At 61.9% G+C, this 26,093-nt stretch carries 22 protein-coding genes and 6 tRNA genes; 2 read left to right on the top strand and 26 right to left on the bottom strand.

Translation table 11 applies throughout. From position 1 onward, the window contains the following. Positions 1 to 726 precede the first annotated feature (726 nt). From ACTNB2_RS01600 to ACTNB2_RS01475, 26 genes are all read right to left on the bottom strand, one after another. Positions 727 to 803 (bottom strand) — tRNA-Pro (locus tag ACTNB2_RS01600). Positions 804 to 883: 80 nt separating this feature from the next. Further along, positions 884 to 2,074: a bifunctional phosphopantothenoylcysteine decarboxylase/phosphopantothenate--cysteine ligase CoaBC gene (gene coaBC / locus ACTNB2_RS01595; protein ID WP_441044774.1), complete on the bottom strand. Its 1,191-nt coding sequence runs from the start codon at positions 2,072 to 2,074 to the stop codon at positions 884 to 886. 26 nt (positions 2,075 to 2,100) lie between these two features. Continuing rightward, positions 2,101 to 2,820 carry a zinc ribbon domain-containing protein gene (locus tag ACTNB2_RS01590; protein ID WP_427726754.1) on the bottom strand — a complete coding sequence of 240 codons (720 nt, stop codon included), beginning with the start codon at positions 2,818 to 2,820 and terminating at the stop codon, positions 2,101 to 2,103. Beyond that, entirely contained in the window at positions 2,817 to 3,626 is an 810-nt protein-coding gene (locus tag ACTNB2_RS01585) for a Nif3-like dinuclear metal center hexameric protein (RefSeq protein ID WP_427717435.1), read from the bottom strand. The genes ACTNB2_RS01590 and ACTNB2_RS01585 overlap by 4 nt, the downstream gene beginning before the upstream one ends. After that, positions 3,623 to 4,801, bottom strand: coding sequence for a cysteine desulfurase family protein (locus ACTNB2_RS01580; protein ID WP_441041321.1), 1,179 nt, complete (start codon positions 4,799 to 4,801; stop codon positions 3,623 to 3,625). The genes ACTNB2_RS01585 and ACTNB2_RS01580 overlap by 4 nt, the downstream gene beginning before the upstream one ends. Before the next feature lie 6 nt (positions 4,802 to 4,807). Further along, the gene (gene rpe, locus ACTNB2_RS01575) at positions 4,808 to 5,479 is read right to left on the bottom strand and encodes a ribulose-phosphate 3-epimerase (RefSeq protein WP_441030938.1); all 672 of its coding nucleotides are present in this window, start codon (positions 5,477 to 5,479) and stop codon (positions 4,808 to 4,810) included. Positions 5,480 to 5,497: 18 nt separating this feature from the next. Further along, entirely contained in the window at positions 5,498 to 6,505 is a 1,008-nt protein-coding gene (locus ACTNB2_RS01570) for an NAD(P)H-dependent glycerol-3-phosphate dehydrogenase (protein ID WP_441041319.1), read from the bottom strand. Positions 6,506 to 6,514: 9 nt separating this feature from the next. Then, a complete protein-coding gene (plsY, locus tag ACTNB2_RS01565) occupies positions 6,515 to 7,198 on the bottom strand; it encodes a glycerol-3-phosphate 1-O-acyltransferase PlsY (protein WP_441041317.1) in 684 nt (227 codons plus the stop codon). Then, positions 7,191 to 8,525, bottom strand: coding sequence for a ribosome biogenesis GTPase Der (gene der / locus ACTNB2_RS01560; RefSeq protein ID WP_441041316.1), 1,335 nt, complete (start codon positions 8,523 to 8,525; stop codon positions 7,191 to 7,193). The genes plsY and der overlap by 8 nt, the downstream gene beginning before the upstream one ends. Before the next feature lie 10 nt (positions 8,526 to 8,535). Beyond that, a complete protein-coding gene (locus ACTNB2_RS01555; protein WP_441041314.1) occupies positions 8,536 to 9,978 on the bottom strand; it encodes a DUF512 domain-containing protein in 1,443 nt (480 codons plus the stop codon). Between the two features lie 2 nt (positions 9,979 to 9,980). Beyond that, on the bottom strand, positions 9,981 to 10,877 hold the full coding sequence (locus ACTNB2_RS01550; RefSeq protein WP_441041312.1) for a 4-hydroxy-3-methylbut-2-enyl diphosphate reductase: 897 nt from the start codon (positions 10,875 to 10,877) through the stop codon (positions 9,981 to 9,983). A gap of 2 nt (positions 10,878 to 10,879) precedes the next feature. Beyond that, the gene (locus tag ACTNB2_RS01545; RefSeq protein ID WP_441041311.1) at positions 10,880 to 11,608 is read right to left on the bottom strand and encodes a lysophospholipid acyltransferase family protein; all 729 of its coding nucleotides are present in this window, start codon (positions 11,606 to 11,608) and stop codon (positions 10,880 to 10,882) included. A 3-nt stretch (positions 11,609 to 11,611) separates the two neighbouring features. Next, positions 11,612 to 12,298: a (d)CMP kinase gene (cmk, locus tag ACTNB2_RS01540; protein ID WP_441041309.1), complete on the bottom strand. Its 687-nt coding sequence runs from the start codon at positions 12,296 to 12,298 to the stop codon at positions 11,612 to 11,614. 66 nt (positions 12,299 to 12,364) lie between these two features. Further along, complete coding sequence (locus ACTNB2_RS01535) at positions 12,365 to 13,330, bottom strand: pseudouridine synthase (protein ID WP_441041307.1); 966 nt, start codon at positions 13,328 to 13,330, stop codon at positions 12,365 to 12,367. Further along, the gene (gene scpB, locus ACTNB2_RS01530; RefSeq protein WP_427748055.1) at positions 13,317 to 14,045 is read right to left on the bottom strand and encodes an SMC-Scp complex subunit ScpB; all 729 of its coding nucleotides are present in this window, start codon (positions 14,043 to 14,045) and stop codon (positions 13,317 to 13,319) included. The genes ACTNB2_RS01535 and scpB overlap by 14 nt, the downstream gene beginning before the upstream one ends. Positions 14,046 to 14,056: 11 nt before the next feature. Next, positions 14,057 to 14,866 (bottom strand): segregation and condensation protein A, encoded by an 810-nt coding sequence (locus tag ACTNB2_RS01525; RefSeq protein ID WP_441041304.1) that lies wholly within the window; start codon positions 14,864 to 14,866, stop codon positions 14,057 to 14,059. An 84-nt stretch (positions 14,867 to 14,950) separates the two neighbouring features. Continuing rightward, the gene (locus ACTNB2_RS01520; RefSeq protein WP_441041303.1) at positions 14,951 to 15,634 is read right to left on the bottom strand and encodes a site-2 protease family protein; all 684 of its coding nucleotides are present in this window, start codon (positions 15,632 to 15,634) and stop codon (positions 14,951 to 14,953) included. 9 nt (positions 15,635 to 15,643) lie between these two features. Continuing rightward, a complete protein-coding gene (locus ACTNB2_RS01515) occupies positions 15,644 to 15,940 on the bottom strand; it encodes a hypothetical protein (RefSeq protein ID WP_164473297.1) in 297 nt (98 codons plus the stop codon). Beyond that, positions 15,927 to 17,960, bottom strand: coding sequence for an ABC-F family ATP-binding cassette domain-containing protein (locus ACTNB2_RS01510; protein WP_441041301.1), 2,034 nt, complete (start codon positions 17,958 to 17,960; stop codon positions 15,927 to 15,929). The genes ACTNB2_RS01515 and ACTNB2_RS01510 overlap by 14 nt, the downstream gene beginning before the upstream one ends. A 75-nt stretch (positions 17,961 to 18,035) precedes the next feature. After that, a tRNA-Ala gene (locus tag ACTNB2_RS01505) sits at positions 18,036 to 18,108 on the bottom strand. A gap of 317 nt (positions 18,109 to 18,425) precedes the next feature. Beyond that, positions 18,426 to 18,501, bottom strand: a tRNA-Ile gene (locus ACTNB2_RS01500). A gap of 200 nt (positions 18,502 to 18,701) precedes the next feature. Further along, positions 18,702 to 18,774: transfer RNA gene (locus ACTNB2_RS01495), tRNA-Ala, on the bottom strand. Positions 18,775 to 18,904: 130 nt separating this feature from the next. Next, positions 18,905 to 18,979, bottom strand: a tRNA-Val gene (locus tag ACTNB2_RS01490). A 385-nt stretch (positions 18,980 to 19,364) separates the two neighbouring features. After that, positions 19,365 to 19,440, bottom strand: a tRNA-Ala gene (locus tag ACTNB2_RS01485). 126 nt (positions 19,441 to 19,566) lie between these two features. Further along, positions 19,567 to 20,232, bottom strand: a complete 666-nt coding sequence (locus tag ACTNB2_RS01480; RefSeq protein WP_441041075.1) for a thiamine diphosphokinase — start codon at positions 20,230 to 20,232, stop codon at positions 19,567 to 19,569. Between the two features lie 9 nt (positions 20,233 to 20,241). Then, on the bottom strand, positions 20,242 to 20,931 hold the full coding sequence (locus tag ACTNB2_RS01475) for an HAD family hydrolase (RefSeq protein ID WP_441041076.1): 690 nt from the start codon (positions 20,929 to 20,931) through the stop codon (positions 20,242 to 20,244). 331 nt (positions 20,932 to 21,262) lie between these two features. Here ACTNB2_RS01475 and glgB point away from each other — a divergent pair, with 331 nt between their 5' ends. Then, complete coding sequence (glgB, locus tag ACTNB2_RS01470; protein WP_441041077.1) at positions 21,263 to 23,542, top strand: 1,4-alpha-glucan branching protein GlgB; 2,280 nt, start codon at positions 21,263 to 21,265, stop codon at positions 23,540 to 23,542. A 94-nt stretch (positions 23,543 to 23,636) separates the two neighbouring features. Continuing rightward, positions 23,637 to 26,063, top strand: a complete 2,427-nt coding sequence (locus ACTNB2_RS01465; RefSeq protein ID WP_441041079.1) for a glycogen/starch/alpha-glucan phosphorylase — start codon at positions 23,637 to 23,639, stop codon at positions 26,061 to 26,063. Positions 26,064 to 26,093: the final 30 nt, after the last annotated feature.

Below are 26,093 nucleotides of genomic sequence, written 5' to 3'. Positions count from 1 at the left end.
TGAGCGTGCGCATGCGGCGTCTATGAAGTTCCTCCAGCGCTTCGGGGCGTTCTCGATGATGAAGTCGATGACGGTGGCGAGCTCGCCCTAGTCGAGCCCGCGCCGACGCACTCTCTTGAGGTCGCACGAGAATGACGGCGCGAACGCCGCCCTGAGCCGCACGCTCACGCCGTCGCCTAGGACTTCGCCGGCATGGCGGCCCAGATGGCGGACTCTGGGGCGATTACGCCGCAGGTGCCCGCAGCGATGGCCGGTGGCACCGTAGCGGTGGCGGCTTAATACCCGCGGCGTTAGCTTTTTGGAGCGCAGTGCCTTGTTTCGGCAGGCACGGAAGCCTTCCTCTCGCTGCCGAAAGAAATCAAAAAAGTATCGCGGCCCTTGGGCGGTGTCGGGGTTCCGTGCGAACGTGCGGGGAATTAGTGAAGCAGGGCGGGACAGTTGGCTTGGATGTCGTAGCCGCAGTAGCTAGGCACAGGTAGGTGATTTTCGCGTATGTAGAAAAATTTAGGCTAGATAGACTACAAATGTGGAATCAAAACGAATCAGTGAATTCAACAAATATGGAAAGAAAGTGAAGGGGGGATCCATTAAAACCGAGATTCTACAAAAGTGCAGGTAGAAGGGCGTGTCTTTATTGGCTAAAAAACAGCCGGTGATTCTCCGGTGATTCCCTGATGATTCCTGATAAAAAAAGGTCAGGCACTAGGTGCCTGACCTGCAAACTTCTGGTCGGGACGACTGGATTCGAACCAGCGACCCCTTGACCCCCAGTCAAGTGCGCTACCAAGCTGCGCCACGTCCCGAAGCATTTGTTTGTTGCTCTGCTCTCGCTCGCAACAGGGAGTATAGTAACCCGAAACTTTGTCCTTGTGCAAGAACTTTTTTACAAATTTTGAAGCAAGTCTAAAATTGTATCTGCGAGCTGGGGTTTTGTTAGTACGGGAAGTTCTTGCGTGCCCGCTGTACTCACTATCCAGGCCTTGTTGGTATCGGTCCCAAAGCCCGAATCGGCGCGCGAGACATCGTTGGCGATAATGGCATCGCAACCCTTGCGCACGAGTTTGCGCTGCGCGTACTCCACGACGTTATCGGTCTCGGCCGCAAAGCCGATCACACGGCGATCGCCCTTTTGGCGTGAGAGTTCGGCCAGGATGTCAACGGTCTCGACGAGCTCAATTCGATCCAGGCGCTCGTTGGCCTTTTTGAGTTTATGGTTCGCCGGGGCCGCAGGCGTGTAGTCGGCGACGGCGGCGGCACAAATGGCCGCGTCGGCCGTCTGGAAGGCGCTCAGCGCAGCCTGGAGCATTTCCGCGGCGGTTTGTACGCGCACGCACGCTACACCGCAGGGGACATCGAGCGATGTCGGTCCCAGCACGAGCGTGACGGCGGCACCGCGGCGCGCGGCCTCCCCCGCCAGGGCGATACCCATCTTGCCCGATGAACGGTTGCCAATGAAGCGCACGGGGTCGATCGGCTCGTGCGTGGGGCCGGCGGTGATCACGATGCGCTTGTCCACAAGATCCTGAGGAGCGGGGTCGAGCAGCTTGCAGACGGCCTCGACGATGTCCTCGGGCTCGCTCATGCGTCCCGTGTCCACATCGCCGCAGGCAAGGTAGCCGCTACCCGGACCCACAACGTGGACACCGTGCTCGCGCAGCGTGGTCATGTTGGCCTGCGTGGCCGGCGCCTTCCACATGCCATTGTTCATGGCCGGCGCGACCACGATAGGACGCGGCGTGGCAAGCAGCGTGGTGGAGATGAGGTCATCGGCGATGCCGTTGGCCATCTTGGCGATGATATTGGCCGTCGCGGGCGCCACGACCACCAAGTCGGGCTCCTGCGCCAGCGAGATATGGTGGATGGGGTCGGAGGGGTCGTCGAACAGACCCACGGCGACCGGCTCGCCCGTGAGCGCGCGAAAGGTGAGCGGACCCACAAACTCCGTGGCATGCTCGCTCATAACGACCTTGACGCGTGCGCCGCGTTTTTGCAGCAGGCGCACGATATTGCACGACTTATAGGCGGCGATCCCGCCGGTAATGCCCAACAGGATCGTTTTTCCCTCAAGTTGCATTGAATTGTCGGGTGCCGTCGTCATTGTTAGGCTTCCTTGTTGGGGAGCACGAGCAGGCGGTGGCAGTACGGGCAGTGCGTAATCTCACTACCGTCGTGGTTGAGGTCGCTCATGGACGACGCCTGCAGCGCGGTGTGGCAGACCGTGGGGATGTTGCCCTTGATGGTCTCGACTGCCAGGCCACGGAACTGCTTGAGCAGACGCTCGTAGTCGGTGAGCACGTCGGTCGGCAGCGTGGCGGCAAGCGCGGTGCGCTCCTTGGTGGCGGCATCAATCTGGGCCTGCAGGTCGGCGGCCTTGGCACGGGCAGCCTTGGTGTCGGCCTTCACGCCCTCCTCGAATTTGGCGATGATGGCCTGCGCGCGAGCCTCACGGTCGAGCGCCTCCTTGTGGGCGACAACGACATCCTTGCGGGTGTGCTCAATCTTGTCCAGGCGCTTGGCCAGGGTGGCGAGCTCGTTTTCCAGATCCTGGACCTCGCGGTAGTCAGAGCCGTCGAAGTGGCGTTTCTTGGCGGCCTCGATGGCGTTGTTGGTCTGAATCTCGGTGGTGTTGAGATCGTCCAGCTCAATGTCGAGGTCCTTGCGCTGAGCATAGAGCTTGGTCATTTCGGACTTAAGCTTTACATAGGTTTTGCGCTTTGAGGCGAGCTCCTTGAGCTCCGGCATATTGGCAAGTTCGCTCTTGTTGCGGGCGAGCTCCAAATCGATCTGTTGCAGCTTGAGTAGCGTAGCGCCGGCGCTCATAAGTTCTCTCCTTTTGTCACAGTCCACCATTGGCAAGGGTTCAGTATTTTAATCGCATGACGGGGGTCGACCCCGGCGTCAACCGCAGAGTTCATCAAGATATCCACGAACGGCTCTTCGGAGCGATCGTGGCCGAGCAAGATCACGCTCAGCCCGCGCAAGGCAAGATCTTGCGCCACGTGATAGCCCGCCTCGCCCGTCACGATGACATCCGCACCGGCGGCGATGGCAAGCTCGCCAAAGTCGCCGAGGGAGCCGCCCAGAATGGCGACGGTGCGGCACGGGCGCTCGGCATCGCCCCATACGCGTGGGTCGCTTCCGAAGGCCGTGGCAGCACGGGCGGCAAGATCGCGCAGCGTGCACGGGTCGTTGAGTGTTGCAAGCGCGCCCAGGCCGGTCGACTCGGGGTCGTCCACGTGCTCCAGCGAGCTATCGGGCACGGCGTTCAGCAGCTTGCATAGACAGGCACGCGCCTCGTGCGAGCGGTCCAGGTTGGTGTGGAGCGAGATAATGCTCACCCCGCAGCGGGCCGCCTCGTAGAGCGCCGCGCTGCACTGGGGGCGCGTTGCGCTGGGCGGGCAAAACGATTCGGGCGCCTTGATGTAGACGGGATGATGCGTGAGCAACACGTTGGCTCCGGCTTCCAAGGCGCGCTGCACGTTGTCCCTGGTGGCGTCAAGCGCGCAGGCAACGCCGCGGATCTCGTCGTCGGGGTCGCCAACGGATAAGCCTACGTGGTCCCAGGGCTCGGCGTCCGTCTTGGGATAGCGTGCCAGCAGGGCACGCTCGAGCTCGGCGACGATCATGCGGCACCTACAATCGAGAGCAGCGTCTGGGCAAAGTCGTCCAGATCGCTCGGATTCACGCGGTCATCGAAGGAGATGCGCAGTGCGCCCAGCGCCTGCTCGCGACCAATGCCCATGGCGCTCAGCACGTGGCTCGGGTCCATGCTGCCGCTCGAGCAAGCCGATCCGGCCGAAACCTCAAAGCCGGCGGCGTCGAGCTTGATGATGAGCTCCTCGGAGTCCATGCCGTCAATATAGATCGATACCATGCCGGGCAGACGGTCGGCTTGCGTGTAGTCGCCCATGGTGGCGTGAATGCGCGGATGGGCCGTGAGCGTGGCGTAGAGTTTGTCGGAAAGGGCTTGCAGCTTCTCGCGCTCCTGAGCCACATGGGGCGCCAGAGACGAGGCGGCAGCGGCGAAGGCCAGCTGCGTGCGCAGGTCCTGCGTGCCGGCACGACGTCCGGCTTCCTGTCCTCCGCCAAAGATGCGGGGGCGCAGCGGCGTGCGGCTTTTTAGGTATAACGCGCCGGAGGCTACGGGGCCGCCAATCTTGTGTGCTGCAACGGTCATGGCATCGACGCCCAGCTCGGTCACATCGAGCGGAATATGCAAGTAGCCCTGGATGGCATCGGTATGGAACAGGGCACCCGCGGTGTGCGCAGCCGCGGCAAGCTCGCGAATAGGCTGTACCACACCGGTCTCGTTGTTGGCGGCCATGATGCTCACGAGCGCGACGTCGTCGCCCAACAAGTCGCTCAGCGCGGCAGGCTCGATGTAGCCCGCACGGCAGGGCTGCACCAGGTCGACGGTAAAGCCGGCGGCACGCAGCAGCGGCAGGTTGTCCAGGATCGAATCGTGCTCGATCGCAGACACGATCACGCGCTCGCGCTTACGATCGCGCTGACGAGCACCCTCGGCAAGTCCGAGGAGCGCCAGCTGGTTGGCCTCGGTACCGCCGTTGGTTAGGACAATCTCGGACGGGCGAACGCGCGCGCCTAAGCTGCGGGCGATCTCGCGGCGTGCAACCTCCAGACGTGCGGCAGCCTTGCGGCCGAGCGAGTGCAGCGAGTTGGGGTTGACGCCGGCAAGCTCGCTTTCGTCGTACTCGCGCTGCGCAAGGAGCGCCTCGGCGCGCATGGGCGTCGAGGCGGCATAGTCAAGATTCACGGGTATGCGGTTTTGACCTGCGGTCATAAGGGTTTATGCCTCCTGTGCGGCCTCGTTGCCCAGCTTCTGCAGCAGGGCAACCTCGGCGGCGGGATCTTCGGACTTAAATACGGCGGAGCCGGCCACCAGGACATCGGCACCGGCCTTGACGACCTCGGCGATGTTTTTGGAAGAGATGCCGCCGTCGACCTCGATCATGGGCGACACACCGTGGCGCTCGCACATGGCCTTGAGCTCGTGGAGCTTATGCAGCGTGCCCGGGATAAAGCTCTGGCCGCCAAAGCCGGGGTTCACGCTCATGAGCAGCACCATGTCGACGACCTCGATGATGCTCTCGAGCACGCAGACGGGCGTGGCGGGGTTGAGCACCACGCCGGCCTTGACGCCGCGCTGCTGCAGATGCGTGAGCGTGCGGTGCAGGTGCGTGGAGGCCTCATAGTGCACGGTGATCATATCGGCGCCGGCGTCGGCATACCAATCGACGGTCTCGTCGGGGTTCGACACCATCAGGTGCGCGTCGACCGGCACCTTGGTGGAGCGCTTGACGGCCTTGAGGATTTCGACGCCAAAGGTGAGGTTGCCGGTAAAGTGACCGTCCATGACGTCGAAGTGCACATAGTCGGCGCCGGCGATCTTGTCGAGCTCGCCCTTGAGGTTGGCCATGTCGGCTGAGAGGACGGACGGAGCGATTTTGATGGAACCCATGGTAGTAGCCTTTCTGCGCTAGTCGGTGAGTCCGTAGAACTCTTGAGAGGGGACGCGGTCGGTAAGGATCTCGAGCGCCCTATCCAAAGTAACACCGTTGTAGAGCGTTTGCTCCACGGCAAAGGTGAGCGGAATGTCTACGCCCAGCGAACGGGCGAGCTCGCTCACGCTGCGGGCGGCGACGGCGCCCTCGACCACCATATGCGTGCGCGCCTGGTACTCGTCGAGCGATACGCCGTGGGCAAACTCGTAGCCGAAGGTGCGGTTGCGCGAATGCTCGGAGGTGCAGGTGGCAATAAGGTCGCCCATGCCGGCAAGACCCATACAGGTCATGGCCTCGCCGCCGCGGGCGTGCACCAGTCGGCTGATTTCTGCGAGGCCGCGCGTCATGATAAGGGCGAGCGTGTTGTCGCCTGCGCCGGAACCGGCGGAAATACCGCACACGATGGCGATGACGTTTTTCATGGCGCCGCAAACCTCGACGCCGGTCATGTCCTGCGTCAGGTAGATGCGGAAGGCCGTGGATAGGAGCAGGTCCTTAAAGGTCTCCCCTACCTGCGATTCTTTGCTGGCGATGACGGCGGCGGAAAGTCCGCCGCGGCATATCTCCTCGGCATGGTTGGGGCCCGAGAGCGCCGCCACACGCGCCTCGTTGCCGATCTCGCTGGCGATGACCTCGCTCATGAGCATGCCGGACTCGGGCTCAATGCCCTTGGTAAGGCACAGAACCGGAGTTTCGGTATCGATAAACGGCGCTGCCCGATGGCACACGTCGCGCAGGTGCATGGAGGGCACGGCAAAGATGATGGCGTCGGCGCCGTCGAGTACCTGGGCCAGGTCCGTGGTGGCGACAACGTTTTCCGGCAGCACGTAGTCCACCAGATAGCGCGGGTTGCGGTGCTCGCCGTTAATGCCGGCGGCCGTCTGCTCACTATGGGCCCACATGGTCACGCGCTCGGCTCGCGCGGCGGCAAGGCCGGCGATGGCGGTTCCCCAGGAGCCGGAGCCAATCAGCGCAACATTCATGACTCTCTCCTACTTATCGTCGGGCTCGGTGACGCGCTTGGTAAACGAGAGCTTGGACTCCTTGCCCGTCATGAGCTTTTTGATGTTCGCACGATGGGCCCACACCACGGTGATGCCGATCATCGCCATACAAAACTTGAGTCCCAGGCTGCTGTACGGAAAGACCGCGCAGGCGGCGATGGGAAGACCGATGGCCGCGGCAAGCGAGCCCACCGACACATACTTGGTGATGGCGACGGCCACGATAAACATGCCCAGCAGCGAAAGTCCGATGGGCCAGTACCAGGCCAGTATGACGCCCAGCCCCACGGCGATGCCCTTGCCGCCACGGAAGTTGAGGTAGGGCGAGAAGATGTGTCCCCACACGGCAGCCAGGCAAATGGCGCCGAGTATCCAGTCGCCGGCGGCACCGGGAGCCATAATGCTCACCGGGAAGTCATAGCCCACGCTCGCGATGAGCGGACGCGCGATAAGGACGCAGATGGCGCCCTTCAAGCAGTCGAGCAGCAGCGTGAGCGCGGCGACCTTGGGACCGGCTACGCGCAGGGCGTTGGTGGTGCCGATGTTGCCGGAGCCCGCCTTGCGAATATCTGTGTGGTTGAACGCGCGGCCCAGGATCAGGCCAAACGGAATCGCTCCGATAAAGAACGAGACCACGGCGCAGATGGCGGTCAGCAGAATCGGATTATGCATCCTTTTGCTCCTTCTTCCTAAAGAAGAGTCGAATGGGCGTGCCGGAAAAATCGAAGGTCGAGCGCATACGGTTCTCCACGTAACGCTGGTAGGTGTCGTTGACCAGGTCGCTGTGGTTGACGAAAAACGTAAACGTCGGCGGGTTAACGCCCGTCTGGGTCACGTAGTGCATGCGCAGGCGACGCTTGCCGTCCACCACGGTGTGGCCAAACTCGCGCAGGTCGGTGAGGAAGGTGTTGAGGCGCGAGGTGGTGATCTTTTGCGAGCGCGCCTTCTCGGCGGCGTCGACCATTGCCCAGATCTTCTCGACGCTGCGGCCTGTCAGGGCCGAGATGCGTAGGTACTGGGCCCAGGGAGCCATGACGCCCAGACGGCGGTCGACGGTCTCCATGCAGGCCTCGCGCTTGCGGTCGTCGTCGAGCAGATCCCACTTGTTGAGCAGAACGACGATGGCGCAGCCGCGTTCGATGGCCAAGCCCATGACCTTCTGGTCCTGCTCGGTAACGCCCACGGAGGCGTCTACGACGAGCAGTGCCACGTCAGCACGGTCGATGGCGCGCAGGCCGCGGACCATGGAGTAGTACTCGATGTTCTCGTATACGGTGCTCTTCTTGCGAATACCCGCGGTGTCGACCATGCGGTAGTGCTTGCCGTTGCGCTCCACGACGGTGTCGATGGCGTCGCGCGTGGTGCCGGCGATGTTGGACACGATGGAGCGGTCGGCACCCAGGATGCGGTTGAACAGCGAGGACTTACCGGCGTTGGGGCGGCCGATGATGGCGACGTTCAGCGCGTCGGGGAACTCGTCGGCGACCTCGTCCTCCTCCTCGGGCAACAGGGCAACGATGTCGTCGAGCAGGTCGCCCGTGCCGTGGCCGTGCAGGGCCGAGAGCGGCGTTGGCTCGCCGATGCCGAGCGAATAAAACTCCCAGATGCTGTCGTTTTCGCGATCGGGGTTGTCGAGCTTGTTCACCAGCAGAAAGACCGGCTTGTCGCAGCGCTTGAGCATGCGGGCGACCGACTCATCCTCCTCGGTGACGCCGGTGCGGCCGTCGACCACAAACAGGATGACGGCGGCTTCCTCGGCGGCGGCAAGGGCCTGGTCGCGGATGGACGTGGCAAAGACGTCATCGCTCTTGAGCGGCTCGATGCCACCCGTGTCGACGATGGTGAACTCGCGGCCGTTCCAATCGGCCGTGTGGTAGGAGCGGTCGCGCGTTACGCCGCGGGACTCATGGACGATGGCGTCCGAGGTCTGGGCCAGGCGGTTAACGAGCGTGGACTTGCCCACGTTGGGGCGTCCGACGACGGCGACGATAGGTTTCATCTGCACTCCTTTAATGGGTAGGGTCAGCGGAATTAGTAGAGCCTGCGGGCACAATGCCAAGGATATGCTCCAGGGTATCGAGCAGCTCATGCGGCATGGTCGACACCACATGAACCTCGGCGCCGCGAGCTTCAAGGCTTGCGAGTAAATCGTCACGATGATACTCGTCAAGCGTCATGCCGTCAGCGTTGAACATGAGCTTAGGCACAAAGAGCATAACCCCCGAGAGGTCCTGCGGCAGCTGCTCCAGAATGTCGCAGGCGACGATGAGGCCGGTCACGTCCACGTTGCCGCCAAAGTAACGGTTTTTGATAGCGGTGACGGTGCCGGCAAGGCCCCGTGGCGACTCCACAAAGCGAGCCACGGTGTCGCGCGCGCTGGTGCCGGAGAGGCACAGGAGGCGCTGGTTGCGCCCGGCGATGCCAGCGCGGACGCGGGCCAGACGCTCGGCGTCGGCGGCAAGCACGTCGTCGGTCTCGTCTAGATACGAGCGAATCATACCGATGCCGTCGTAATACTGCGGGTAGCCGTCGTAAAAATCGGCCTGGGGTGGCTCGATGCCGGCGTCCAGATAGAACTCGTCGCTCATCTGGAAGGTGTGGCGGCCAAAGCGCTTGTAGGCACGATCCTGGAAGGGACGGATCATGGCAATGGTCTCGCGCGCGAGCTCAGGTTTGTCGCTGTATGACCAGGTAAAGCGCCTCTGGTGCTTGGTAAAACCGAGCGGCACAATGCCCAGGCTGGTGATCTGCTCGTGCTCCTCGCAAAAGCGTAGGGTCTTTTGCAGCTCCTCGCCGTCGTTCATGCCGGGGCACAAAACGATCTGCGCGTGAATCTCGATGCCGGCGGCCATGATGGTCTCGAGCACGTCCATGCCGCGCTGGGCGTTACGGCCCATCATGCGGCGGCGGACGTCGGGGCTTACGGCATGGACCGACACGTTCATCGGACTCATGTTGCGGTCGATAACGTTTTGCACGTCCTCGTCGGAAAGGTTCGTGAGCGTGACAAAGTTGCCCTGTAAAAAGCTCAGGCGGTAGTCGTCGTCACGAATATAGAGCGTTGAGCGGCCGCCCTTGGGCAACATCGTCATAAAGCAGAACACGCAGGCGTTCACACAGGTACGCATGCCGTCAAAGATGGGGCCGTCGAACTCAAGGCCCCAGTCCTCGCCGGGAAAGCGATCGAGCTCGACGGGGGTGACGGTGCCGTCGCGCGGGTCGAGAACCTCAAGTTCGACGGTGTCCTCGTCGGCCTCCCAGAGCCACACGATCATGTCGGTGAGTCGCTCGCCGTTGACCGTGAGCACGCGCATGCCCGGCTCGATACCCACATCCCATGCGGGCGATTCGGGACGCACGTTCTTTACGAGCGCGCCCTCACCCGGCTCGGGGTCGCGGTTGCGCCCGTAATCGGCCACCTCGGCGGCGTATGCGGGTACGGTCTGGTCCATGATTAGCGACAAAGCTCCTTGATGCGCGCAACGGCGCGTTCGATGTGTTCTTGAGGAGTTGAGGCTCCGGCGGTGATGCCGATGCGGCGCGCGTTGGCAAACCATGCGGCCTCAATCTCGGATGCTTCCTCGATGTGATGGGTGTGCTCGCAGACATTGGCACAAATCTGCGCCAGGCGGCGCGTATTGCCCGAATTTTTGCCGCCCACGACGACCATGCAGTCGCAGCGGTTGGCAAGTGCAGCGGCCGCCTGCTGTCGCTTGCTCGTGGCAGCGCAGATCGTGTTGATCACGCGTAGTTCCTGCACACGCGGAGTGATGGAGGCCACTACCTCGGCCAGGTTCTTCGCGGTTTGGGTGGTCTGCACAACCAGGCCCACCTTGCCCTTGAGCGGCAGCGCGTCCGCATCGGCGGCGCAACTCACGACCTGCGCGTCATCGCCGGCGTGGCCCAGGATGCCCTCGACCTCGGGGTGGCCCGGCTCGCCCACGACGATCACGCGGTAGCCCTCGCGCACCAGGCGCTCGGCCGCCACATGAACCTTCTTGACGTAGGGGCAGGTGGCATCGACCATGGTAAGGCCGCGCTCGCGAGCAGCCTCGATGACCTGCGGCACCACGCCGTGCGCGCGAATAACCACGGTGCCCGATGCGGCGTCGTCCAAGGTGTCTGCCAGACCGACGCCTGCCTCGGCGAGCTCGCGCACCACGATGGGGTTATGGATGAGCGGGCCCAGGGTGTGGACCTGAGCGCTCTCCCCTGCCTGCGGCGCGGCGGCCAGAGCCATGTCGAGCGCACGCTGCACGCCGTAGCAGGTACCGGCATGCGCTGCGATTTCGATGGTGGGGAGGACCTCCTCAGCGGCGGTCGCGGCGGTATCCATGACTTCCTCGCCCATGGCTAGAACCTGCCGGGGTGCTCGGCACACAGGTCGTCGCGCATGGCGTAGACGCGGTTCATGGCCTCGGATTCAAACCATGCCAGGCGCTCCTTGCGCTTGAGCTCGGCCGGTGCATCGAAAAGCGAGATGGCCTTGCCGGCACGGATCCAGCACTTTTTGGGGCGCATGAGCTTTTTGCCCGCAGGCGTGATATCGGACCAGCCACAGATGGCGAGCGGGTTGACGGGTGCCTTGCCCATCTGGGCAATGAGCGCAAAGCCACCGTGGACCTCGGGCTTGATCTCGCGCGAGCGGATGCGCGTGCCCTCGGGGAAGATCAGGACGTCCTCGCCGCGCTGCAGCGCATGCTGGGCGGCACGCAGGCACTTCATGTCGGCGGTGCCGCGCTCGACGGGAATGCCGCCCACGCGGCTAAAGGCCCAGCGCACGATCTTGCTCTTGGCAAACTCGGACTTAAAGATGGGGCGAACGCGGCGGCCACCAAAGAATAGCGCCGTCTCTACAGCCAGGAGCTCGGCCATCGAGGTGTGGTTGCAGATGACCACGCTGCCGCGGCCTTCCTGGCGCTCAAACAGCAGGTCGCTGTCCTCTACCTTCCAGCGCCACATGAGCTTGGAGAAAGCCCAAAGGATTGCCATGACCACGAAGACGGTGCCGCGGATGAGCACGGGGAACTCGGCATAAGGCGCGTTGTAGTAATCCTCGGGCGTCTGCTTAAACAGGCGCATGAGCTACCTCCTTTGGTTGATGAGGTTCTCGATTATCGAGACGACCTCGTCGATGGTATGTGCGGTGGAGTCGACGTGCACCGCGTCCTCGGCGGGCACGAGCGGCGCGACCTCGCGGCTGCTGTCGAGCTTGTCGCGCTGCTTGAGGGCGTCGAGCGTCTCGTCGACCTCGGCCTCGAGCTGCTCTTCGGTGAGCGGCTGGGTGTCGTTTTGGTGGCGCTGCAGCACGCGGCGACGGGCGCGCTCGCGTGGATCGGCGGTCAGAAAGACCTTGACCTGCGCGTTGGGGAACACGACGGTTCCGATGTCACGGCCCTCGGCTACGATATCGCGGTCCTCGGCGGCGCGACGCTGATGGATGAGCATGGCCGCGCGCACGCCCGGGTAGGCCGAGACCTTGGAGACGTTAGCGTCCACCTGCGGGGTGCGAATGGCAGCCGAAGCGTCCGCGCCGTCGATGGTCAGGCGCGTGTCCTCGCCGGTGCCGTTGGTAAAGCGGATCTCGATTTGCTCAGCGAGGGCGTCGATGGCTGCCTCGTCGTCCAGGTCGATGCCGCGGTCGAGCGCGGCGAAGGTGACGGCGCGATACATGGCGCCCGTGTCGAGCTTGTTAAAGCCCAGCTGGCGGGCGATCTCCTTGGCGATGGTGGACTTGCCGGAACCGGCGGGGCCGTCGATGGCGACGATCATGCAATGCTTCCTTTCGGTGGTTGACGTGCTGGTGTGGGACGCGGGCGCTGCGGCTTGGCGGACTGGCTAGCCCGTGTAGCGCTCGCGGTAGGTGTTGCGCTTGGGCGCGGAGCCGTGGCTGCCGTGGTGGCGCGTGCGAGTCGCGGTGTTGGTCGCCGGCGCAGCGCCGCGCTTGGCGCCGGCCTGCTTGGGCGGGATGCCGCCGGCCTTGAGGATCTGCACCTCGCGGTCGGTGAGCTCGCGCCACGAGCCCTTGGCCACGTCCTTGAGCTCCAGGCCAGCAAAGTTGCAGCGGTGCAGGCGGATCACCGGGTGGTGGATCTTGCTCAGCATGCGCTTGACCTGGTTCTTGCGCCCCTCGCGGATGATGACCTCCACGGCAGTGGTGCCGGGCTTCACACCCTGCGGAGCCACCGCCTCGGCCTCGCGCGCGGTAATGACGCGGCAGATCGCCGGCTGGCACAGGCCGTCGTCGAGCTCGATGCCGCGGCGCAGCGGTTCCAAGTCGCGATCGGTCAGGTGGCCGTCCACGAGCGCCTGGTATGTCTTGTAGACGTGCTTGCTGGGGTGCAGCAGGTCCTGTGACAGGTCGCCGTCGGTGGTAAAGAGCAAAAGGCCTGTGGTGTCGCGGTCCAGGCGACCCACCGGGAAGAGCCCCGGAAAGCGGTCGCGCGGGACCAGGTCGGCCACGCAGGGGCGCTCCTGCGGATCGCTCATGGTGGTGAGGTAGCCGGTCGGCTTGTAGAGCATCAGGTACACGGCGCCCTGGTTGAGCTTGACGGGCATGCCGTCAACCTCGATATGGTCGCGGTCCACATCGACCTTGGTACCCAGTTCGGTCGCGACCTGGCCGTTGACAGTCACGCGGCCGGCGGTCATCAGGTCCTCCGAGCCGCGGCGGCTCGCAACACCCGCGCGCGCCAAAAGGCGCTGCAGGCGCATGGTGTGCGGGTAGACGGGCTGGGCGTCGGTCGCGGGTGCGCCCGTGGCGCAAGCGGTACGCGTCTCCCCTGCTTCGCTAGTCCTCGTCATGCGTATCCTCCGCAGCGTCGTCGGTGGCAAGTGTTTCCTCGCCACCGACTGCCTCGACATCCTCAACATCGGTATCCAGCAGCTCGCGCTCTTCGTCCAGGTCCTCGACCTGCTCCTCGAGCGTAGACTGAATGCTGCGGCCGCTCAGGCGCTCGCGGATAAACTGGCGCGACTGCTCGTCGGGGGCAAACTGCTCCAGATCGGGCAGGTCGCGGGTGGAGCGCAGACCGAACTTCTCCAAAAAGGCGTTGGTCGTGCCGTAAATGATGGCCTGACCGCGCTGGGGGTCGCGACCGAGCTCGCGCACCAGACCCTTGTCAACGAGCGACGCGATGACGCCGTCGGAGTTGACGCCGCGGATGCCCTTGACCACCTCGCGCGTGACGGGCTGGTGGTAGGCGATCACAGCAAGAGTCTCGAGCGCCGCCTGCGACAGTTTTTGCGTATCCCAGCTCAGCACATAGGCCTCGACCACGTCATGGTAGGCGGGATGCGTAAACAGGCGCCAGCCGCCGGCGACCTCGCGCAGCTGAAAGCCGCGGTTGGCCTCCTCGTACTCAACTTTGAGCTCGGCCAAAAGCGACGCACACTCGCCCGGGGCGATATCCAGCGCATCTGCCAGCGCGGGCGCGCTCACCGGATCGCTCGAAACCAGCAGGAGCGCCTCGAGGGCGCCTTTGAGGCTGTTTGCCTCTAGCGTGGAAAGGGTTGACATGGTTGCCGCTCCTATTCGGTGAGCTCGGGGCCCTCGCCGGGCACGTATGCCTCGGCGCCCTCGACGCGGTGGATCTGAATGGTTCCAAAGATCTCGTCCTGGCTCAGGGTGAGCGAGCCTCGCTTGGCGAGCTCCAGCATGGCCAGGAAGGTGACGACGAGCTGCTCGGTGGTGGCGTCGCCGTCCAGCAGCTCGCGGAAGGTGCAAGTTTGGTGCGCCATGGTAAAGCGGTCGACCGAGGCCACCGTCAGGTCGAGCGGCACGCGATGCGGCGCCACGTGCTCGGCCTCCAGCAAGAAGGTCTGGCGCTTGCCGTCCAGGTCGGCGCAGATGACGGCGAGGCCGCGCAGCGTGATACCGGCCAGGTAGTCGGGCATAAGGCCCAAAAACTCGGGGTCGGGGCCGGCCACGCGTGGATGCATGCGGCTTTCGGCCTGCATGCGCGCGCCAAGAGCCGTCGCCGCACCCTTAAACTGCTTGTAGGCGATCAGGCGCTGGATCAGGACCTCGCGCAGGGCGTCGCCGTCGAGTGCGCTGAGTTCCTCGAGGTCTTCGTCAATCTCGTCATCGTCGTCGGCTTTACGCGGGGCCTCCTGCGGCACCAGCGAGGCGGCCTTGATGTCCAAAAGGGTTGCCGCGACCAGTAAAAAGTCGCTCGCCACGTCCAGGTCCAGCGCCTCAATACGCTCGACCTCGGCCAGGTACTGCTCGGCCACCTCGCTGATAGAGATGGCGCCGATATCAACTTTTTGGCGGGTTACCAACTGCAGCAGCAGGTCGAACGGTCCGCTGTAGACCTGCGTCGACACGCGATACGACATCTTCGACCTCCTTTGACGGCGCCTTCGCGGCGCGGTTTGGGTGCATGTTGCGACCGTTTTGCACGGTCGACCTGTAAGTTTACCCTAGATGCCGGCGATTGCGAAGTTAAGCAGCTGCCCAGCGAGCGGATACACGGTAACGTCGAAATACCGGCCGATCACATCGATGCCGGTCCACATGGGCAGCAGATACAGCACGATGATAAGAATCGGCATGGCGTATTGCTGAAGTTGGTAGTAGTTGGCGAGTGCTTTGCCTTTGAGAAACGGCACGATGATAGACGAGCCGTCAAGCGGCGGAATCGGGATGAGGTTAAAGAACGCGAGCGACAGGTTGACCACGATAAAGGTGGCGCCAAAGTTCATGATTTGGGACGCTACGGCAAAGGACATGCTGGTGTAGAGGTTGCCATATGCTGCGTGCATGATGGCGGCCGCAAGGCACGCCAGTGCGATGTTCGATGCGGGACCGGCCGCGCTCACCAGGACCTCGTCGCGCTTGGGGTGCTTGAGGTTGTTGAGGTAGACCGGCACGGGCTTAGCGAAGGCGAACACCGGGCCACCGGCGGCGAGCATGAGCAGCGGAAGGAGGACGGTGCCAAACGGGTCGATATGGTTGAGCGGGTTGAGCGAGACGCGGCCGCGCGAACGGGCCGTCTTGTCGCCAAGCGCCCAGGCCGCGGCGGCGTGTGCGCTCTCGTGGATCACGATGCCCACGATGACAGCGCCAGCGCTCGCGAGCAGGTTCATGAGGTAGCTGCTGGACATGGCGCTCCCCTAGCGGACGCGGCGCGAGGCGCGCGTAAGCAGATAGTCGGCCACAAACAGGATGACGGCCACGATGGCGTAATCCAGGCGGAACACACCGCCAAAGGGCGATGTGATGACGCCATAGCCGGCGATGGCGCTCGGCAGCGCGCGCGAAAGCTCAACGACAAAGCCCACAATCTGCAGCTTGGCGGTGAGGCCGCTAAAGCACAGCAGCACAGTCATCGCGCTCATAAAGATGCCGCAGATGCGGCACGCGATGGCTATGATGCTCATCGCCACGGCAGCGGCCTTACGAGAGTTCACGCGCGGTCTCCTCTTCGATCTGGGTGGAAAGCTCCAGCCATTCGTCCTCGAGCTTGGGCAGCTCTTGCTTAAGCCCGTTATATTCCCCCAGGGCGGCGTTGAACTTATCCTGATCGGCATAAAGCTCTTCGCTCGCCATCAATTCCATAAGCTCGTCATAGCGGGCGCGCTTTTTGTCGAGCTCGGCCTCGATCTTCTTGAGCTGGTTGCGCACGCCCTTGAGCTTTTTGTTGAGCGCAGCGCGGGCCTGGGCCTCGGCGCGCTTTTGCTCCTTGGTCTTTTTGCCCTCGGCCGGCTTGGGGGCCGCAGCGGAGGTATCGGCCTGGGCGGCGCTGGCTTTGGTGGGCTTGGCCGCGGAAGGTGTGCTCTCCCCTGCAGCCTCGGCGGCGGCGCGGGCCGCGAGGTCCTCGCGCTTGTAGAGGTAGTAGTCGTAGTCGCCGTCATAGACCGTGACCTTGCCATCGCGGATGTCGATCACGCGGTTGGCCACGGCTCGCACCAGGTGCTCGTCGTGGCTAATCAGCACGATGGTGCCGGGGAAGTTTTGTAGGGCGTTCTCGAGCATGTCCACCGAGTCGATGTCCAGGTGGTTAGTGGGCTCGTCCAGGCACAGAAGTGCCTCGGGGGCCACGAGCATCTTAGCCAGGGCCAGACGCGCCTTTTCGCCGCCGGAAAGAACGCGAACCTGCTTTTCGATAGAATCGTTGTCGCTAAACAGGAAGGCGCCCAGCAGGCTGCGCTGCTGCGGCACGGTCCACTTGGGCGTAACGGTGTCGATTTCTTGCAGGACGGTGTTGGACTCGGTCATGCCCTCGAGCGCGTGCTGGGCGTAATAGGCCACGCCCACGTTGGTACCCAGGTCGCGCGCGCCGGTAGTGGGCGGCTCCAGGCCGGCGATGATCTTCATGAGGGTGGACTTGCCGGCGCCGTTGGGGCCGACGAGCGCCACATGCTCGCCGCGATAAAGTTTGAGGTCGATATCGCTATAGATGTGCTTGTTGCCGTAGGACTTGGACACGCCCTCCAGGCCCACGACCATGTCGCCGGAGCGCGGCGGGTCGGGGAACTTAAAGTCGATGTGCTTGTGGCCTTCGGGCAGGATGACGAGCTCCTTTTTGATCTGCTCGATCTTGCGGATGCGCTCCTGCGCCTGGGCGGCCTTGGTGGGCTTGTAGCGGAACTTGTCGACGAAAACCTGCATGTGGGCGATGTCGCGCTCCTGGGCGGCACGCTTGGCGCGCATCTGCTCCAGGTTGTCCTCGCGCTGCTTGAGGTAGCTGCTGTAGTTGCCGGTGTAGGTGGTCACGCGGCGGTTCTCGAGCGCGGCGACGTGGTCGACGCAGGCGTCCATAAAGGCGCGGTCGTGGCTGACGATGAGCACGGCGCCGTCGTAGTTGGCGATAAAGCCGCGCAACCACTGGACGCTTTCGAGGTCCAGGTGGTTGGTGGGCTCGTCCAGAAGCAGCAGGTCGGGATGGCGCAGGAAGAGCTTGGCCAGCGCGATGCGCATCTGCCAGCCGCCCGAGAACTCGGAACACGGGCGCTCAAAGTCGGTGACCTTAAAGCCCAGACCGGACAGGATCTTGCGGGCATTGCTTTCGAGCTCGTAGCCGCCCAAGTGTTCAAAGCGGTCCTGGACCTGGCCGTACTCGTTAAGGAGCGCGTCGACGTCCTTGCCCTGCTCAGAGAGCTCGGTGATCTGGGCCTGCAGCTCGTTGGCGCGCTCGCCCATGCGGCGGATTTCCTTGGCGGCGGCCATGACCTCGGCGAGGATGGTCGTATCCTTGTGCTCCAGGTTGGTTTCCTGCTCGAGGTAGCCCACCTGACAGTCCTTGGAGTACTGGACCTGGCCGGCGTCGGGGCTGTCGATACCCATGATGATTTTGAGCATGGTGGTTTTGCCGGCGCCGTTGGGTCCCACGAGCGCAAAGCGTTCGCCGGGGTTGATCTGAAAGGACGCGCCGCTAAAGAGGACGCGCGCGCCGAAGCTTTTTTCGATCTTGTCGACCAGGAGGATCATGGTGCCGCCTTTGACCTTGTGTGCCTATATGAAAAAAGGCCCCAACTTGCGTTGGAGCCTCATTCAATGCTCGGGTGGAGACGAGGGGGATCGAACCCCTGACCTCTTGACTGCCAGTCAAGCGCTCTCCCAGCTGAGCTACGCCCCCGTGCGAAGAAGTACTATACGGGAACTCGGACGGCGATGCAAGGACAATTTTAGAAAAACTTTCGCCGTCGCGGCGCGGGGGCGCGGACCCGCACAGGATCGAGGGTCCGCGATGCCTGGCCATGCCCGCGGGGCGCGCCCTAAGGCGTGCGGTGCTGCCGCAGCCCGCCTTTCCGGCTCCAGCCCGGTCGCCCCCGGGGACCTCCCGCCATGAACGCGACACAAGGCGTTTGGAAGTGGGCAAACAAGCTACTTGCAAGAAAATGTTGCCATGAAAAAGAAACAGGCCAGACAAATTGCCTGACCTGTTGAAAAACCTGGTGGGCCCTCCGGGATTCGAACCCAGAACCCAGGGATTATGAGTCCCCTGCGCTAACCGTTGCGCCAAGAGCCCTTTATATTAGTGGTTGCAAAGGCCATGGAGAAGTTCCATTTAGCGTGTAGTTGCACCACGACGTGAAATACTACCATGCGCGCAATGGTCATTCAACGCACGATCTTTTCGATCGGAAGGATCATGGTCCTGCCTTTGACCTTGTGTGCCTATATGAAAAAAGGCCCCAACTTGCGTTGGAGCCTCATTCAATGCTCGGGTGGAGACGAGGGGGATCGAACCCCTGACCTCTTGACTGCCAGTCAAGCGCTCTCCCAGCTGAGCTACGCCCCCGTGCGAAAAAGTACTATACGGGAACTCCTCTAAGGGTGCAAGAACAATTTTGAAGAAACTTTTTTGATCACACTCTCTGTGTCAAAAAGAAAAAGGCCAGAGGCTTATCACCTCTGACCTGTGCTTTTGATGGTGGGCGATACAAGATTCGAACTTGTGACCCCATCCGTGTGAAGGATATGCTCTACCCCTGAGCCAATCGCCCGTCGCCTTTCGGCAAAAGAGATACTAACATAGCAACGCGAGGATTACCAAGAACTTTTTGGCTTCGATTTTAAAATCGTATGCCAGACCACTCCGACACAATCCGTGTTTACGGCATACTTGCAGCACAACGACCTGTTCCTACACTCGTCGTCAAAACCAGCAGCTAAACCAATTTTCATACGGCAAGACCTTCTCGTAATAGGTGTCGAAGATCTTGGGATGCTCGTACTCGTAAATCCCGCTGGACCACGCCGCCATTTATTGAAATGATTAAACCTTTTTATAGACTTGCGCCGAAACGCCCGCCGCGAACACAGTCAACCAATTGAGCCTCTTTATAAGAAAAAAAGCCTCCGGTTTTCCGAAGGCCTTTGCATTCACGATGGTGGAGACGAGGGGGATCGAACCCCTGACCTCTTGACTGCCAGTCAAGCGCTCTCCCAGCTGAGCTACGCCCCCGTGACGAGGAGATACTATAGGGGAATGTTTTGCTTGATGCAAGAGATTTTTGTTGAAACTTTTTCTTACGGGTTTTCCTGGGACGGGGCTGAATTGACTGATTTTGACTTCGGCAAAATCAGTCAATTAACCCACCGTCCCGATAAAACCCTCACGGTATAAAAAACCGATTGCGATGCCTTGGTGGACTTGAATCTTGGCCGTTTTCCTTACGACATTAGAGATGCCCGTGTCAGCTAACAGGCCTAGAGGGCTGTGGTCCAGTTCCCACTCTAGGCCGTGTTCGCTTACTACTGTCCTAGGGGCTATGGCGATGATGGAGAACGTCTTGCCCTCGGCCCCCTCGATGGTCCACGACTCGCCTGCGTGAAGGATGCGGGCGACCACCTTGTCCTCGGCAATCCAAATGGGGGCATCCTTGTAGCCTGCAAGCAGCCCAGTTACGGAAAGCGCCATGTCCGGGCGACCGCCGGTGGCGCAGGTCGCAACCACCTCGGCACCCGGCCAGCGACGGCGGACCGAATCGAGCGCCAACGCTAGATCGGTATAGTCCTTGTAGGGGTCGTGACGCTCAACCTCAAAGGCCTCGGCGGCATCGACCAACGCGCGACCGGTGTCGCTCACCGTGTCGGCATCTCCTACATACACGTCGCAACCCAGGCCAGCGCCCAGCAGTGCATCGAGCCCGCGGTCCACGGCGACAACGTGGTCGCACTCCCCCGCTAGTCGACGCAACAGATCCACGCTCGCCACCACCGGTGAGCCGCAAACAACTAATACTTTGCAAGCCACGGCCCTCGCCTAGCCCTTAAACGCAAGCACACGGGCCAGATCCAGGTCCTCATAGCTATCGATAAAGATGTCGCAGTTATCGCGAACCTCGTCGCGCTCCATACGGCCGTGCGGGTCATAAATGCCCACGCGCTTAAAGCCTGCAGTGCCAGAGCTCTTAAGGCCAAAGACGGCGTCCTCAAACACCCACGCGCGCTCAAACTGGTGCCCGTGGCGCTCCTCAAGGCGGCGCAGCGCCAGCTCGTACACATCGGGGAACTGCTTGGAGCGGCCCGCCTCGCCCGTCGTGGTAATAAACTCCATATAGGCGTCGAGCCCCGCACCCGCGAGTGCGGACTGCACCAGCTCGGCCGGCGTGGACGTGGCCACGCACATAGCAATGCCGGCCAATTTCGCCTGCTCCAAAAATGCCAGGAGCCCCTCGCGCGGCGGCACCTTGGAGTAGCCATCGATCAGGATGTCGCTCAGCTCGCGATACAGCTCCTCGCCATTTTCGCCAATGCCCCAGGTGTCGTGGTAGGCCTGGCACTCGTCCTCGAGCGACAAATGCTCAAACTGGGCAAAATCGTCAACCGTTACATCAATGCCGTGACGCCGCAATAGTTCGGGCTGCGCATAGCCCCAAACGGGAGTGCTATTTACCAGTGTGCCGTCGCAATCAAAGATAAAAGCAACATTAGAGGCGGCTGTGTGGTTCATTCGCAAACCTTTCAATGTCAAATGGTAAACAACCTGCTAAAAACGTTTTACCAAACGTAAATCTAAAAATCTTGAAACCCTAATTGGTAAAACTGTCAAGAGTTTTACCATCGCAATTCTGTCAGTGGCATAAACATGGCGCTCACCGATTAAACGCCACCGTAAATCCACTTTCGTCCATAAAACTAACGGACAGGTGTTATTGTGGTTTTTGCCGAAAGTTCCACCGAGCACGCGAGGTGGGACGACTCATAGAGCTATCGCCGTCCCTTCGATTCGTGCAGCCTTGGACCTTTCGCATCTAGTCACCAAGGCAACACGCTGCCGCGTCATGATGGGATCAAACGTGAGCGATACAAAGCTAAAGCCAGCAACCAAAAAGCCCGCTACCCGTAAAGCCGCCCCGCACGCACCGGAGCTCACCAAGGACGATGTCTATCTGTTTGGCATTGGAATGTGGGAGCGCAGCTGGGAAAAGATGGGCGCGCATCCCGACACGCAGCAGCGCACGCGCGGCTGGCGTTTTTGCGTTTGGGCGCCCGACGTTAAGAGCGTCCACGTTATCGGTGAATTTAACAATTGGGACGAACAAGCCAACCCGCTGGTGCCCGTACACACGAGCGCTATCTGGGAAGGCTTTATTCCTGGCGCCGAGCAGGGCCAGCTCTATAAATACCTCATCGAGACCAACGAGGGCGAAAAGCTCTACAAGGCCGATCCGTACGCCTTTAAGGCCGAGTGCCCTCCGGGAACGGCGAGCGTGCTGTGGACCCTCGATGGCTACCAGTGGAACGACGCCGCGTGGCTCAAGCGCCGCGCCGGCCACAACCACATGTCGCAGCCGCTCAACATCTACGAGGTGCATATTGGCTCGTGGAAGCGCCACGGAGACGAGCCACAGGGCGACCCGGACGAGTACGGCAACTACCCCGGCCCCATGGACCCCTTCCCTGCGCAGCGCGGCGAGTTTTACACCTACGACGACCTGTCGGTGGAGCTCGTGGACTACGTACGCGATATGGGCTACACGCATATCGAGGTCATGCCGCTTATGGAGCACCCCTTCGATGGCTCCTGGGGCTACCAGACGACCGGCTACTTTGCCGCCACGTCGCGCTACGGCAACCCGCAGCAGCTCATGCACTTTATCGATGCGTGCCACGAGGCGGGCATCGGCGTGATCATGGACTGGGTGCCCGGCGGTTTTTGCGCCGACTCCCACGGCCTTGCCACCTTTAACGGCCACATGCTGTTTGAGCACGAGATTCACCCCAACTGGGGCACGCACAAGTTTGACTTCGCCCGCGGCGAGGTCCGCTCCTTCTTGGTCTCCAACGTGCTGTACTGGATCGAGAACTTCCATGTGGACGGCATTCGCATGGACGGCGTGTCCAGCATGCTATACCTCAACTTTGGCATTGACGATCCTGGCCAAAAGAAGTTCAACAAGTACGGTACCGAGGAGGACCTGGACGCCAGCGCGTTTATCCGTCAGGTCAACTGCGCTGTTGAGGCGCACTACCCCGACGTGATGATGATGGCCGAGGAGTCCACCGCGTGGCCGCTTGTGACCTATCCGCCGCAGGACGGCGGCCTGGGCTTCCACTACAAGTGGGACATGGGCTGGATGAACGATACCCTGCACTACATGCAGACCGATTTTCCGTGGCGCCCCGGCAACCATGGCTTGCTCACGTTCTCCATCATGTACGCCTTTACCGAGAACTTTATCTGCCCGCTGAGCCACGACGAGGTCGTGCACGGCAAGTGCTCGCTCATCGGCCGCATGCCGGGTGACTGGTGGCGCCAGTTTGCCGGCCTGCGCACGCTCGCCTTCTACCAGATGACGCACCCCGGTGCCAAGCTCAACTTTATGGGCAACGAGATCGGCCAGTTTATCGAGTGGCGCTACTACGAATCTATTCAGTGGTTCTTGACCGAGCAGTATGAGACCCATGCACACCATCAGGCGTTCATTAAGGCGCTCAACCACCTGTATACCGCCGAGCCCGCCCTGTACGAGCGCGGCTACAATGACGATGGCTTTACCTGGATCGACGCGGACAACTCCAAGCAGTCCATCGTGAGCTTTGTGCGTCAGGGCGAAAACGTCGATGACGACCTCGTGATCCTGATCAACTTTGACCCGGCGGCCTACGAGAGCTTCCGTGTGGGCGTGCCGCGTGAGGGCGACTGGGAGGTCATCTTTGACTCCGACCGTCCCGAGTTTGGCGGCAGCGGCTATGCTGGCGAGGAGCCCTACACCTGCTCGAGCGAGCCCTATCCCTGGAACGGGCAGATGGACTCCATCGAGATTAAGGTGCCCAGCCTGGCAGGCGTGGTGCTTAAGCGTCGCGGCCCCAGTAGCTATAAGCCGCCCGTGGTCGAGGAGCCCAAGAAGGCGACCCGCAAGCGTGCGTCCTCGGTAAAGCCCAAGCCAGCGGCCGCCAAGAAGGCTCCGGCCAAGGCAAAGGCTACGACGGCCAAGGCCAAGGCTAAGGCCGCCGCAAAGCCCGCTGCCAAGGCTACCGAGACCAAGAAGCCGGCTGCCAAAAAGGCCGCTACCAAAGCCAAATCTGCTTCTGTTAAGTCATCACCTAAGGATGCGTAACAAAGCCGTTACAGCTGTAATTACCCGCCCCAGCGGGGCGTAGGATACAAGTCACAGCCGTTCCGGGAGAAACATCCCCGGGGGAAAGGAACGTATGAATAAGATCTTCGACAACAAGCAGGAGTTTACCGAGCTCTATCGCGATGCCGTCATGAGCATTAGCGGCAAGAGCGTCGAGGCAGCCAGCGATCTGGATCGCTTTAACGCCCTGGCCAAGCTCGTGGCCGAAAAGGCCCGCACCGTTGCCACTAAGAGCGACGCCCGCGCCACCGCCGAGGGCAAGAAGCGCGTGTACTACTTCTCGATCGAGTTTTTGATCGGCCGCCTGCTCGACAACTACCTGCTCAACTTTGGCGTGCGCGACATGGTCGCCGAGGCGCTCGACGATATGGGCCTTGACCTGTCCGTCATCGAGAGCCAGGAGCCCGATCCGGCGCTGGGCAACGGTGGCCTGGGTCGTCTGGCCGCATGCTTCCTGGATTCCATGGCAGCCGAGGGCATTGCCGGCTACGGCAACGGCATGCGCTACCGCTACGGCCTGTTTAAACAGGAGATCGTCAACGGCAGCCAGGTCGAAACCACCGACGAGTGGCTCACCAACGGCTATCCCTGGGAGGTCCGTCGTCAGGACAAGGCCGTGACCATTAAGTTTGGTGGCCGCGTCGAGGGCTTTGAGGAGAACGGCCGCACGTTCTATCGAACCGTGGACACGCAGGACATCCTGGCCGTTCCTTACGACATCCCCGTGGTGGGCTATGCCGGCGAGACCGTCAACAAGCTGCGCGTCTGGGCCGCTGAGCCGGTCGAGGAGCACTTTGACCTTGAGGCCTTCAACCGCGGCGACTACGCCCTGGCCGACGCCGAGCGCGCCGAGGCCGAGGCCATCAGTGCCATCCTCTACCCCAACGACGCCGGTGAGCACGGCCGTCTGCTTCGTCTGAAGCAGGAATACCTGTTTGTATCGGCCGGTATCTATAGCCTGCTCGACACCTTTGAGAAGGAACACGGCGCGAACTGGGAGCTGCTGCCGCAGTTTGTGGCCATCCACACCAACGATACGCACCCCGCCATGTGCGGCCCCGAGCTCATGCGCATCCTCATCGACGAGAAGAAGCTCGAGTGGGATGACGCCTGGAACATCGTGACGCAGGTCGTGAGCTACACCAACCACACCATCCTGCCCGAGGCCTTGGAGAAGTGGCCCATCGGCACGTTCTCCAAGCTCCTCCCCCGTGTGTACCAGATCATCGACGAAATCAGCCGTCGTTGGCATGAGTCGTTCGATACTACGCAGGAGGGCTGGCAGGAGCGTCTGCGCCAGACCGCCATCCTATGGGACGGCGAGGTTCGCATGGCCAACCTGTCTGTGATCTGCAGCCACAGCGTCAACGGCGTGGCCAAGATTCACTCCGATATCATCAAGAACAATGTGCTCAAGGACTTCTATGCCCTGACGCCCGAGAAGTTCAACAACAAGACCAACGGCATCTCGCACCGTCGCTTCTTTGCCGAGGCCAACCCCACCTACGCCAAGCTCGTGACCGAGGCCATTGGCGACGGCTGGCTGAAGGACGCCTTTGAGCTGGAGAAACTCAAGGAGTTCCAGAACGACACCGAGTTCCTTAAGGCCGTGGGTGCCTCCAAGCGCACCAATAAGGAGCGTCTTGCCGCCTACGTTAAGGCAGAGACCGGTCTGGTTATTGACCCCAACACCGTCTTCGATGTTCAGGTAAAGCGTTTCCATGCCTACAAGCGCCAGCTCATGAACATCATGAAGGTGATGGACATCTACAACCGTCGCATCGCCAATCCCAACTTCCACGTGACACCGACGACCTTTATCTTTAGCGGCAAGGCCGCCTCGAGCTACACCTTTGCCAAGGAGACCATCCGCCTGATCAACTCGGTGGCCGAGGTCATCAACAACGACCCGCGCGTCAACGAAGTCATGAAGGTCTGCTTTATCCCCAACTTCCGCGTGAGCAACGCACAGCTCATCTACCCTGCCGCCGAGATCTCGGAGCAGATCTCCACAGCTGGCAAGGAGGCCTCGGGCACGTCCAACATGAAGCTCATGATGAACGGCGCCATTACGCTGGGCACCCTCGACGGTGCCAACATCGAAATCGCCGATTTGGCCGGCCGCGAGAACGAGGCGATCTTTGGCCTGACCGCTCCCGAGGTCGAGCAGCTCTGGGCATCGAACAGCTACTTTGCGTGGGATACGCTCAACAATGATCGCGAACGTCTGGGCCGCGTGATGGATGAGCTCAAGGACAACACGTTTGCCGGCCTTTCGGGCAACTTTGAGAGCATCTACAACGAGCTTATGAACAACAACGACCCCGACCTGGTCATGGCAGACTTCCGCAGCTACGTGGATGCATGGGAGAAGCTCACGGGCAGCTATGGCGACCAGGAGACCTGGAACCGCAAGGCGCTGCTCAACACCGCCTCGAGCGGCTGGTTCTCGAGCGACCGCACCATTCGCGAGTACCGCGACGAGATCTGGCACGCTTAAAGGCCGCGAGTTCCCTTTGCCGCACGGCAT

This window comes from Collinsella sp. HCP28S3_G2 (genome assembly GCF_052065125.1).
Classification (GTDB): domain Bacteria; phylum Actinomycetota; class Coriobacteriia; order Coriobacteriales; family Coriobacteriaceae; genus Collinsella.
The sequence above is the reverse complement of the archived record's forward strand: the minus strand, read 5'-3'. Positions and strand labels throughout refer to the sequence as shown.